The organism is Archangium violaceum, from assembly GCF_016859125.1.
GTDB classification, from domain to species: domain Bacteria; phylum Myxococcota; class Myxococcia; order Myxococcales; family Myxococcaceae; genus Archangium; species Archangium violaceum_A.
Window position 1 is genome coordinate 11339441 of record NZ_CP069338.1, and the last position, 11359, is coordinate 11350799.

Here is an 11359-nt window from a genome sequence, read left to right on the forward strand (position 1 = left end):
CCGAGTCCTCCTACAGCAGCTTGTCGGGGGTGATCGGCAGATTCCGGACGCGTCTTCCCGTCGCGTGGAAGATGGCGTTGGCAATCGCGGCCGCCACGCCAACGATGCCGATTTCCCCCAGCCCCTTGGCACCGAGCGGGTTGACGATCGAATCGTCCTCCTCGACGAAGATGACGTCGATGTCCTGCACATCGGCGCTCACGGGGACGTGGTACTCGGCCAGGTTGTGATTCATGAACCGGCCGAGCTTCTGATCCATGGCCGACTCCTCTTCCAGCGCCATGCCGATTCCCCAGACGACCCCACCGAGGATCTGGCTTCGAGCCGTCTTCGGGTTCAAGACCCGGCCCCCCGCGATGGCGCTGACGACGCGCGTGACCTTCACGGTGCCGAGGTCCTCGTCGACCTTCACCTCCGCGAACACCGCCGAGTGTGTGCACCGGGTGAACTTCGATTGCCTGGGCATGTCGGGCACGGCCAACGTCTCCTCCTCGATGCTGAGGACCTCGCCGTGCCGCATGGCCTCGGTGATCGACACCGCCCGCGACGGCTCCCCGGTCAGCCGGATGTGCCCCTCGACGAACGACACCTCGTCCAGGCTCGCCTTCGCGAGCGGCGAGCCACGCACCTTCCGGGCGAGCTGGAACAACCGCTCGCGCACCTTCTCGCAAGCCGCCTTCACCGCGGAGCCGACGGACGACACGGTCCACGAACCGCCTTCGACGGGTGATCTGGGCAGTGAGGAATCACCGAGCTTGAACGTCACATCCCCTACCGGCAGGCCGAGCGTATCCGCGGCGATCTGGGTCATGACGGTATAGGTCCCGGTCCCGATGTCGGCGGTGGCACTGCTGACGGTGAGCTTGCCGTCGATGCTCAAAACGGCCTTCGCGCTGGCCTGCTGCTGCATCGCTTCCCAGATGCCGGTGGCCAGGCCCCAGCCAATGAGTTGCTTGCCATCGCGCATCGAGCGCGGGGCATGAGTGCGCCTGGCCCATCCGAACCGCTCGGCGCCCTGCCGATAGCAGGCACGCAACTCCTTGCTCGAGAAGGGCTTGTCCTGGTTCTGATCCCGCTCGGCGTAGTTCTTCAGCCGCAACTCGAGTGGATCGATCCCCACCTTGTAGGCCAGCTCGTCCATCGCGCATTCCAGCGCGTAGACGCCCAGGGCCGCGCCCGGCGCGCGCATGTCGATGGGCGTATAGGTGTCCAGTTGAACGAGCTTGTAATCGAGCCGCACGTTGTCGCACTGGTAGAGCAGGCCCGACCAGTTGACGACGATCTCGATGTAATCCTCGAAGCGCGAGGTCTCGGAGAGGGCCTCGTGGACGAGGGCCTCGAGCGTTCCATCGGACGACGCGCCGAGCGCCACCCGCTGCACTGTCGTGGGGCGGTGGCCGAAGGTGAACATCTGCTGGCGCGTCAGCGGCACCCGGATCGAGCGCTTCAGCTCGCGCGCCGCCATCACCGCCAGGAACAGTTGATATTGCGGACGCAAGCCCGAGCCGAAGGCGCCGCCGACGAAGGGAGAGCGCACGCGCACCTCTTCCGGCGAGAGGTGGAACACCTTCGAGATGTACTGCTGGCAGTTCTGCACGCCCTGGGTCTTGTCGTAGACGGTGAGCGTGCCGTCGGTCTCGTAGATGACCGTGGTGGCGTGCATCTCCATGGGGTTGTGGTGCTCGACGGGCGACGAATACTCCGCATCGACCCGCGCGGCGGCCCTGGCGAGGACCTTGTCGGCATGGCCCCTCGGCTTCGGTGGCGGTTCGTACCCGCCTTTTCCCTCGCGCGGCTCGTAGGCCTTCTCACGACGGGCTCGCAGGTCCGTGTCGGGCGAATGGGATTCATACTCGACCCGGACGAGCGACGCGGCGTAGCGGGCGCCCTCGAGCGTCTCGGCGACGACCAGCGCGATGGGCTGCCCGCTGTAGACGATCTTGTCGTCGTAGAGCGGCCGGAAGGGCGAGCCGGAGGGTGCGTCCTCGTCACGGTAGCTGCGGTCGAACCAGGCGAGCCGTGGCCGGTTCTCGTGCGTGAAGATGTGGAGCACGCCAGGGTGCGAGAGGGCCTCACGCGTGTCGATCTTCTTGATCCGCCCCTTGGCGATCGCGCCCGACACGACGGAGCCGTAGAGGAGACCGGGGACGTTGAACTCCGCGGCGTACTTCGCCTCGCCCGTCACCTTGAGGCGGCCGTCGACGCGGTTGATGGGCTTTCCGAGCAGGGTCGATGTCGTCGTCATGAGGGCTGCTCCATCCCGGCGGCCTGTTCCAGGGCGCGAACCACGGCCCGCTTCGCCATTTCGATCTTGAAGGTGTTGTGACCAAAGCCCTTCGCGTCACGGACGATCGCCTCCGCCACCGAGCGGAAGTTCTCCACGGTGGCGGGCCTGTCGCTCAGCAGTGCTTCGGCCTGTGTATCGCGCCACGGCATGTGGGCCACGCCGCCGAGCGCGAGCCGGGCCTCCCGGATGTGGCCTCCGTCCATGTCGAGCGCGGCGGCAACCGATACGAGCGCGAAGGCATAGGACTGACGGTCCCGGATCTTCAGGTAGGTGTAGTGCCTGGCGAAGCCCTTCGCGGGCAGTTCCACCGCGGTGATGATCTCATCGGGCCGCAGGTTCGTATCGAACTCTGGAGTATCTCCGGGCAGGCGGTGGAACTCCGCGATGGGGATGGTGCGCTCGCCCTGGGGCCCGGTGACCCGGATGACCGCCGTGAGCGCCGCGAGCGCCACACACATGTCCGACGGATGGGTGGCGATGCACTTGTCGCTCGTGCCGAGGATCGCATGGTTGCGATTGAAGCCGCCGATCGCGCCACAACCCGAGCCGGGTTCTCGTTTGTTGCAGGGGGTGGCCGTGTCGTAGAAGTAATAACAGCGCGTGCGCTGGAGCAGGTTGCCGCCCGTGGTCGCCATGTTGCGCAGCTGTGCGGAAGCGCCGGCCAGGATCGCCTTCGAGAGCAAGGGGTAGCACTGTTCGACCCGTTCGTCGTAGGCGACGTCCGCATTCGTGACGAGCGCGCCGATTCGCAGGCCGCCGTCCCCGGACTCCTCGATCTTGCCCAGGGGCAGACGCGTGATGTCGATCAGGTGGCTCGGGCGTGAGACGTTCTCCTTCATCAGGTCGAGGATGTTGGTGCCACCCGCGATGAACCGGGCCCTGTCATTCCTGGCGATCGCGCTCACGGCGCCCGCGACGTTCTCGGCCCGCTCGAAAGAAAAGGGATTCATTGCTCGGCGCCCCCTTCACGCTCCCGCCTCACCTTCTCGATGGCCGTGAGGATGTTGGGGTAGGCGCCACAACGGCAGAGGTTGCCGCTCATCGACTCGCGGATGTCATCCAGCGTCTTCGCCTTGCCCTCATTGAGCAACCCGAGGGCGGAGCAGAGCTGGCCGGGAGTGCAGTAGCCACACTGGAAGGCGTCGTGTTCGATGAAGGCCTCCTGGAGCGGGTGGAGCGTCTCACCCGCGGCGAGCCCTTCGACGGTCATCACCTCCGCGCCATCCTTCATGACGGCCAACGTCAGACATGAATTGATACGCTTGCCGTTGACGAGGACGGTACAGGCCCCGCACTGGCCGTGGTCGCAGCCCTTCTTCGTGCCAGTCAGGTCGAGGGACTCGCGCAGCAGGTCGAGCAGGGTCGTCCAGGGCGCGACTTCCATCCGTTTCTCCACACCGTTGACCTTGAGGGAGACCTGATGGGTCGAGGGCAGCTCCGCCGGAGACGCGCGATCGGTCAGGTCCTTGGCTGAAGTACTCATGTGAACACCTTCGTGGTTTGACGCCCGGGAACGCCAATCTCCATCGGCGCGAGCACGACGGCTGACCAAAGATCGTCACGGTATCGAGTAGTCGATACCTGGCCCGCCGACGGGCGCTCGCATGTGGAATAGAAGAAAGGAAGCCACGGACCTGTCCGACAGTCGGACAAGTCGGCGAAGATCGAGCCCGGAGGGTCTCCCGCGAGTGACGCGTCAGGAGCCCCGAAGAGACCTTCTCCGACTGGCGTGGGCATGCCCCTGAAGCAACGAAGGACAGCAGGCCAGCAACCAGGAGGCGCGGAGGGCAACCCCGAGTAGGCCGGAGGTGAATACCTTCGAGGTATGAGCACCTCGAAGCGGATGATACAGGGGCCGGCTGGCCGTCTGGCCGTCACCACGACGGGCGAGGGAGGGCTCCCCGTCCTCTTCGTGCACGGCAACAGCGGAAACCGGACGCAGTGGGCGGCGCAGCAAGCGCATCTGGCACAACGCAGTGTGTCCTTCGACCTGCGGGGCATGGGCGAGTCGGACCCGGATCCCGCGGGCCGCTATGGCTTCCGGGACTTCACGGAGGACGTGAGCGCCGTGGCGGACGCGCTGGGTCTGGATCGCTTCGTCCTGGTGGGGCACAGCTTCGGCTGCACGGTGGTGGGCGAGTACGCGGCGCGCCATCCCGGGCGGGTGGCGGGATTGGTGCTCGGAGATCCGGGAGGAAGCCTGAGGGACCTGCCGCCCGAGGCGCTCGACACCCTCCGCGAGAGCTTCCAACCGGAGAAGTACGAGGAGGCACGCCTGGTGTGGTTCGAGCCGATGCTGCTCGGGGCGAAGCCAGGGACGCGTGAAGCGGTCCTCGATTCGCTGCGCGCGACCCCGCGCGAGGTGGTGGCCACCGCGACGTGGAGCCTGCTCGACTACGAGCCGGAGGAGCAGCTCTCACGCTACCCGGGCCCGTGTCTGGCCATCTCGGCGGAGACGACGCTCGTCCAGCTCGGAACGAAGGCCTTGCACCTGCGAGTGCCGGGCATGCGGGTGGAAGTGCTCCCGGCGGTGAGCCACTGGCTGATGATGGACGCCCCCGAGACCTTCAACGCCTTGCTGGACGCGTTCCTGGCCGAGGTGGAGGCCCAGGTGGACCTGGAGGATTCGCTGCCTCCAGGCCCCACGGATGCGAGCGGCAGGCTTGATTCAAAGTCCCACGGGAGAGGTCATCCCACCCGGGCCTACGGCTGAAGTATAGTCCCGCCTACAGGCGCCCACCGGAGGCGAGCAGCCGCGGGCAGATCGCGAGGGGGAGCGCCAGCACAGAGCCGGAGACGGGCCGGACAGGTCCGGGGAGAAGAAGGATGAGTGGGAAGAAAAACCGGGGCGGGAGGACTGGCGGGCCATCCACACCCCAAGCGGGAAACGGGAAGGGGAAGAAGGACGAGCAGGAAACCCCTCCCGCGTGCAGAGGATGATGGCGAGCCTGGGGCTGACATTCAAGGAGGTAAAGGACCCCGGGCCCGCCGGGGACAGAGGCACCCGCTGGCGGCGATGTTGATGCTGCTGGTGCAGGCGCTGGCGGTGGGGCGGCGGGTGTTGAGGCATGCCGAGGCGCTGGGGAGGACATGCTGCGCGAAGGCACGGCGCCCGAGGGGCTGAAGCGGCCGGTGTCCGACACGACGTTGGATAGGCTGCTGGGGAAGTTGGAGCCAGAGGGGTTGGAGCAGGAGGTGCACCAGATGGTGCACCGAGGCCTGGAAGTGGGGCTGATACGCCATGAGCTCTTCGCCCGGGGCGTCGTCAGCATTGACGGGAAGGCAGGGAGAGCACGCCGGGGCAGCCGCCGTGCGAGCCGAGCCACACGACGAAGGATGAGCAGGGGCGGGAGTACTGGTACCCGTACGCGCTGCGCGCCAGTCTCACCAGCAGCGCGGCCCAGCCGGTGCTCGACCAGAAGTTGCTGGAAGGCAAGCAGGGAGAGGCGACGGCGTTCCCGGAGTTGTTCAAACGGGTGGTGGAGAAGTTCGGGCGGCATTTCGAGTACGTGACAGTGGACGCGGGAATGACGAGCGCGGCCAATGCGCGGGTGGTGAGGGAGGCGGGCAAGCACTACCTGATGGCGCTCAAGGAGAACTTCCACCGGCTACATGACAAGGCGTGGGTGGCGCTGGCGGTGGCGCCAGTGAAGGTGCGCACGCGCGAGCGGACGAGCGGGGAGTGGGTGGAGAGGGAGTTGAGGGTGGTGGACAAGCCGCCAGAGGAGGACTTTCCCGGCGCCCAGCAATGGGTATGGGTGAGGCAGACGCGAACCAGAGACGGCGAGCTGCCGAAGGTGGAGACGCGGCTGTTCCTCACCTCCATTCCCACAGGGCAACTGTCCCCGGAGCGGATGCTGACGCTGGTACGCCGGCACTGGGGGATTGAGAACGGGCCCAACTGGACAGCGGACGTGGTGCTGGAGGAGGACAGCGCCTCGCCCAGCCTGCGAGGCAATGCACCCCTGGTGCTCAGCTGGCTGCGTTTGCTGGCCTACAACCTGCTGGCCCTGGTGCGCACGCACCTGCCGACTCGCGACAAACGGCCCCAAAGCTTCGCACGCACCATGGAGGTGCTCTACCAGGGCCTGTTGGGTCTGGCCGTGCTGCCCGAGAGTCTGGCCACACTTGCCTGAGCGCCCGCCAGCTGCTCCCGCTCCGGCCTTCCCGCGCCTCTTCTCCCCTGGCTGTTCGGCCTGTGTACCTTCACTCCTGTCCTTCCACGGCGCCCCTCTTTCAGGCGCCGTCCGGAGGGATGCTCCCTCTTTGCCTGTGAATGTCTGGACTTGCTCTCCGCCTCTTCAAAACCTCTCCTATGGACTTTGGATCAATCCTGGGATGCGAGCGGGGCCCTGACCTAGAGCCGAGGGCCCCGCCGGAATTCAACGTCTACATCTGCTCGAGCCGGAATTGCTGGCAGTCGTTGTTGGACCAGGTCCACTGCTGGATGTTGCCGCCGTCGACGTTGCCGGTGCCGTAGCAATCGGCCGCGTCGATCACCTTCCCGCTGTGGCGCGCCTCGAACCTGTACCAGCCACTCCCCAGGGAGACGGACTTGAACTGCTGGTTGGTGGCGCCGGTGGAGGTCCACTGATGGAGGTTGGCGCCGTCGGAGGCGCTCGGACCGGCGACGTCGAGCACCTTGCCGCTATAGCGAGAGACGATCCGGTAGTACCCGTTGTCGGTCGCCTGGAGTGCCCATTGCTGGCTGGAGCCGGTGTGGCAGCTCCACTGGTGGATGTTGGCGCCGTCGGCGGTGCTCGGACCGGCGACATCCAGGCACCGGCCAGTCGCCTTGTTGATGATGCGATACCAGGTGCCTCCGCCGGAGCTCCCGCCCCACTTGAACGAGGCCACCGACCGCGGTGGGAGCGTGTAATCGAAGGACTGGCCGGCCCAACGCACCTTGAAGGTCAGGGAGCTGCCGTCATTGGAGTTCAGCGCGATCAGCGCCAGCGAACCATCCGGGTTCTTGAAGGCGACGGTCTGGATGCCGCCGTCGGCCTGGGTCGTCGAGTCGATGCGAACCGCGCCGGTCCGCACCACCTTCGCCAGATGCGCCCAGGCGTAGTAGTCCTCGTTCTTGGTGTAGGTGCCCGTGCTGTTGTTCACGGTGAGCATGCCACGGCAGTTGTCGCAGCCGCCCACTCTCGGGCCATGGTTCGGATCGAGCGCGATGTTCCAGTACAGCGAGCTCCGGGCCCAGTTCCGCAGTGGCCCAAGGATGTTGTTCTGGAGCTCCCACTCCAGGTTCCCGGCCTGGCTCGTCGCCCAGCCGCCGCCGGAGCACTCGGTGAAGTGGATCTCCTTGTCCGGGTAGGCGTTGTGGAAGGTGGTCTGGACGCTGTAGCTGCCTTCGGGGCTCTCGTAGCAGTGATAGGCCACGCCAGCCACCGCCGAGCGGGCCTGGCTGTTGTTGTGGCTCATCACCTCATGGGGGAAGCCGGCGGGGCCGCCATTGTCGTACCAGTTGTGATCCCAGCCGATGATCTTGACCGAACCGAACCCGGCGTTGTTCAGCGCGGGCCGGAGGTTCTGGGCCGCGAAGTTCGACTGATCACTCGCCTCCATCTGCATCGTCGGGTAGGTGCCGTTGGCGTTGTGCGGCTCGTTCTGCATGCTGACGGCATGGATGGGCACGCCGTAGCTGTTGTAGGCCTGGAGGAAGCGCACGAAATAATTGGCATACGTGCCGTAGAGATCGTTGCGCAGGTACCCGCCCCCATTCAGGGAGTTGTTGAACTTCATCCACGCCGGAGCGCTCCACGGCAGCGCCATGATCTTGAGCTCGGGGTTGATCTGCCGCGCCTGCTGCAGGAGCGGGATGATGTAGGCCGTGTCGTGGCCCACCGAGAAGTCATTCAGATCGCAGCAGGTATCGTCGTAGGTGTAGCTGTTCCTGGAGAAGTCGGACGCGCCCATGGGCAGCCGGACCATGTTGTACCCGGCGCCGCCGCCAATGCTGAACAGGTCGTTCATGATCGCGTTGCGCTGGGGCGAGTTGTAGATCAGCCACGCGGAGGAGTCCGTGAGCGCGCCGCCGAAGCCATCGATGGTCTGGTAGGTGGCCGCTTCGTTGATGGTGATCGCCGTGGACGTGCCGCTCTCCGGCCCGAAGGTCCTGGACGGCTCGGCGCTGAGCCTCTTGGAGAGGGAGTTGCCCGAAGTGGTCGTCAGCCAGACCTGGACGGATTCGCCGGCGGCCATCGCGCTCGCGGGGGGAAGCGCGCAGACCAGCACCACGGCCGCGAGATGGCTCTTCTTGCTCCGGCTTCTGGATGAACCCATGTGCATGCGATTTCCTGCTTGTTGTTGGGGGGGTACAGGGTTGGAAAACAGACCGCGCCCGGTCACCGGAGGATGACCAGGCGCGGGGACGACAAGGTGGAACGACCGTGAGGAATCAGCCCGCCGGGCAGAACGTCACGTTGAGCTGCTGCCCACCCGTGCACGTGTAGAAGCCGGCCTGGTTCGCGGCCATCGGGTAGTCGTCATAGGAGAACCCGTACACGGCGCCGCACTGTTCGTGGACCCACTTGGCATACCCGTTATACGGCTTCCCGGTGTTGTAGTACTGCGCCACGTTGGTGCTGTCGGGCGCGTCCAGCATTCCGCGGTTCAGCGCGGCGCACCACTTCGCGCTCTGGTCGAAGAACGGCGGAGAGCACGCGTAGACCTGCGGCGTCTTCGCCGTCCCCGGCGTGCAGACCCCAGGGTACTTGCTGGCGCAGCGGGCGATCTCGCTGTCCAGACGCGTACAGATGGACGCACGGCGCGGGTCGCTCGCGTACTCGCCATCGAGGCAGAAGGAGCGCGGGGCGAGGCAGATGGTTCCGCCACCCATGGAGTAGCGCAGGCCGTCCGGACACTGGTTGGCGATGGCCGTCTGAATGGCGCTCGCGGATTTGTTGCACTGCACCTGGACACAGCTGGAGCCGGTGCCCACGCCGGAGATCTGCATGGGCAGACCCACGTGGTCCACGTACGTGAGGTTGTAGTGGAGGAGCTGCGAGCCACCATTGGGCTTCTCGAGCGTGAACTCGGCCTTCTCCAGCTCGCGGGGCGAGGCCGGCGTTGGCAGGGTCCTGTATGCGCTCACACGGCCGCTGGGATAGTTCTCCGGCGTCGCGTAGGTGTAGCTCTGCCCCGTCCCGAGAGCGCGGTAGATGGGATTGCCCGCCGCGTCCTTCTCGAGCGGAATGCTATACACGCCCGTCAACGTGACGTGGAGCGGGTACGGGCACTTGTTGGTCACCTTGACCGGAATGGTGCCCGTGGGCGTCGTCGGGGGCGGCTGGGTGGTGCCGCCGGTGTCGTGCAGCTCGAACCAGTCGAGCTTGAACAGCCAGTCTCCCCCCGTCGCGACGCCCTTGAGGTACAGCGAGCGGGTGCCGGAGAGCTCGGTGATGTTGACGGTCCGGGTGATGAAGCTGTTCCAGTCACTCCCGGTGGCGGCGGTGAGGTCCACCGTCCCGACCTTCGTGCCAGAGCCCACGGCGTCCGCCCATATCTCCGCCCGGCCTCCTCCATACGGCGCCGCGATGCGGAACTGGATCTGATCCGCGCCGTTGAAGTTCACCGACGGGTAGTGGATCTGCTCGTTGACCTGGAAGCCCGCGACCGACTGCCCTTCGCCGCCGCCCTCGTTGAACACCCCCGTCGTGCCGCTGGAGGACCAGTTCTCCGCCTGGTACCGGCTCCCCACGATGACCGACTGCGTGGTCTCATGCGGAGCATCGTCTCCACCGGCCTCGGGTCTGCCGCCGCAGGCCACGCCCGTGGCGATCATCAACCCCGCGACGCCCACCCCCCTCGCGGACCTCCAACCCATCCGGGCGAAACTCCTGCTCCGTCTCTCAGTGTTTGGCATGTCGATACTCCTCTGCGCTACGCCACCAACGGCGCTCTACACAGAGCCCCGTAATGGGTAAAACGGGTTAATACCGACAATTCTCCTTTACTGAAAAACCAATATCAGTTCGAATATTTTCTTATGGACATGAATAGAAAGGGCCGGGAAGCGCTCTCGCCTCCCGGCCCCGGTTCATCCCGAGATTCTCGATACCCTCACCCCGTCCCTCTCCCAGGGGGAGAGGGGAAGGTGCGCGGTGTCAGGGCGCTCAGGCCCTTGGATGCGCCGCGTCGTAGACGGCCTGGAGCTGCTCCCAGCTCACGTGCGTGTACCGCTGCGTGGTGGAGAGGCTCGCGTGGCCCAGCAGTTCCTGGATGCTGCGGATGTCCGCCCCACCCCCGAGCAGGTGCGTGGCGAACGAGTGGCGCAGCGCATGCGGGCTCACCTTGCGCTGCAGCGCGCACTGCACCACGTACGTGTCCAGGTGCCTCGCGATGCTCCGCGGTGTCAGCCGGCCTCCCCGGTAGTTGAGGAACACCGCCTCCTCGTCCTGTCCGGGGCGAGGCACCGCGAGCAGCTCGCCGCGGCGCGCCAGGTAGGCCTCCAGCGCGCGGATGGACTGCGCGTTCACCGGGCACAGGCGCTCCTTGCTGCCCTTGCCCATCACCCGGATAATGCGGCCACTCCGGTCCACGTCCAGCAGGTTCAGCCCGCACAGCTCGCTGATGCGCAGGCCTCCGCCATAGAGGATTTCCAGAATCGCCTTGTCCCGCAGGCCCAGCACCGTCTTCTGCGACGGCATCTCGAGGATGGCGAACAGCTCGTCCACGGGCAGCACCTTGGGCAGGCTCTTGGGCAGCTTGGGGCTCTTCACCAGCTTCGCCGGGCTGCCCGGCAGCAGCTTCTGCCTCACCAGGTACTTGTAGAAGCTCTTGATGCTCGCGAGCCGCCGCGAGCGGCTGGACGCCGCATGGTCCACCGCCAGCGTCCCCATGTAGCCGCGGATGGCCGCGTGCGAGGCCGACAGCAGTGACAGCTTCATGCGCTCGACCAGGTAGCGCTCGAAGTCCACCAGGTCGATCAGGTAGTTGCGAACGGTGTGCGGGCTGGCGCCCTTCTCGTCCTCGAGGTGGGCGCGGAACTTCTCCAGCAGCGGCGACAGCTCGGCGGTGCTCATGGGCGGCTCCAGCGTAGACGCAACCGGGCCGCCCGCAAGCTTC

The 11359-nt window shown here is 66.2% G+C and carries 8 protein-coding genes; 2 read left to right on the forward strand and 6 right to left on the reverse strand.

All coding sequences use genetic code 11. The features are described from left to right. Nucleotides 1-10 precede the first annotated feature (10 nt). Genes JQX13_RS47960 through JQX13_RS47970 form a run of 3 tightly spaced genes read right to left on the reverse strand, consistent with a single transcriptional unit; the run spans nt 11 to nt 3770 of the window. On the reverse strand, nt 11-2245 hold the full coding sequence (locus tag JQX13_RS47960) for a xanthine dehydrogenase family protein molybdopterin-binding subunit (protein WP_203406068.1): 2235 nt from the start codon (nt 2243-2245) through the stop codon (nt 11-13). Continuing rightward, a complete protein-coding gene (locus JQX13_RS47965; RefSeq protein ID WP_203406069.1) occupies nt 2242-3237 on the reverse strand; it encodes an FAD binding domain-containing protein in 996 nt (331 codons plus the stop codon). Before JQX13_RS47965 ends, JQX13_RS47960 begins: the two co-directional genes overlap by 4 nt. Continuing rightward, complete coding sequence (locus tag JQX13_RS47970; protein ID WP_203406070.1) at nt 3234-3770, reverse strand: (2Fe-2S)-binding protein; 537 nt, start codon at nt 3768-3770, stop codon at nt 3234-3236. Before JQX13_RS47970 ends, JQX13_RS47965 begins: the two co-directional genes overlap by 4 nt. Before the next feature lie 342 nt (nt 3771-4112). On the opposite strand from JQX13_RS47970, the gene JQX13_RS47975 reads away from it, so the two are divergent. Beyond that, nucleotides 4113-5000 carry an alpha/beta fold hydrolase gene (locus JQX13_RS47975; RefSeq protein ID WP_203406071.1) on the forward strand — a complete coding sequence of 296 codons (888 nt, stop codon included), beginning with the start codon at nt 4113-4115 and terminating at the stop codon, nt 4998-5000. A gap of 658 nt (nt 5001-5658) precedes the next feature. Further along, nucleotides 5659-6423, forward strand: a complete 765-nt coding sequence (locus tag JQX13_RS47980; RefSeq protein WP_239015279.1) for an ISAs1 family transposase — start codon at nt 5659-5661, stop codon at nt 6421-6423. Between the two features lie 253 nt (nt 6424-6676). Here JQX13_RS47980 and JQX13_RS47985 read toward each other — a convergent pair whose 3' ends face one another. From JQX13_RS47985 to JQX13_RS47995, 3 genes are all read right to left on the reverse strand, one after another. Further along, nucleotides 6677-8575: an RICIN domain-containing protein gene (locus tag JQX13_RS47985; protein ID WP_203406072.1), complete on the reverse strand. Its 1899-nt coding sequence runs from the start codon at nt 8573-8575 to the stop codon at nt 6677-6679. Nucleotides 8576-8690: 115 nt separating this feature from the next. Continuing rightward, entirely contained in the window at nt 8691-10118 is a 1428-nt protein-coding gene (locus tag JQX13_RS47990; RefSeq protein WP_239014308.1) for a beta-1,3-glucanase family protein, read from the reverse strand. A gap of 289 nt (nt 10119-10407) precedes the next feature. Then, nucleotides 10408-11316 carry a tyrosine recombinase XerC gene (locus tag JQX13_RS47995; RefSeq protein ID WP_203406073.1) on the reverse strand — a complete coding sequence of 303 codons (909 nt, stop codon included), beginning with the start codon at nt 11314-11316 and terminating at the stop codon, nt 10408-10410. Nucleotides 11317-11359 lie beyond the last annotated feature (43 nt).

What these genes read in the sequence shown, in the direction of transcription:
- JQX13_RS47960 (WP_203406068.1), bottom strand. Translation starts at nt 2,245, where the DNA reads ATGACGACGACATCGACCCTGCTCGGAAAGCCCATCAACCGCGTCGAC.
- JQX13_RS47965 (WP_203406069.1), bottom strand. Translation starts at nt 3,237, where the DNA reads ATGAATCCCTTTTCTTTCGAGCGGGCCGAGAACGTCGCGGGCGCCGTG.
- JQX13_RS47970 (WP_203406070.1), bottom strand. Translation starts at nt 3,770, where the DNA reads ATGAGTACTTCAGCCAAGGACCTGACCGATCGCGCGTCTCCGGCGGAG.
- JQX13_RS47975 (WP_203406071.1), top strand. Translation starts at nt 4,113, where the DNA reads ATGAGCACCTCGAAGCGGATGATACAGGGGCCGGCTGGCCGTCTGGCC.
- JQX13_RS47985 (WP_203406072.1), bottom strand. Translation starts at nt 8,575, where the DNA reads ATGGGTTCATCCAGAAGCCGGAGCAAGAAGAGCCATCTCGCGGCCGTG.
- JQX13_RS47990 (WP_239014308.1), bottom strand. Translation starts at nt 10,118, where the DNA reads ATGGGTTGGAGGTCCGCGAGGGGGGTGGGCGTCGCGGGGTTGATGATC.
- JQX13_RS47995 (WP_203406073.1), bottom strand. Translation starts at nt 11,316, where the DNA reads ATGAGCACCGCCGAGCTGTCGCCGCTGCTGGAGAAGTTCCGCGCCCAC.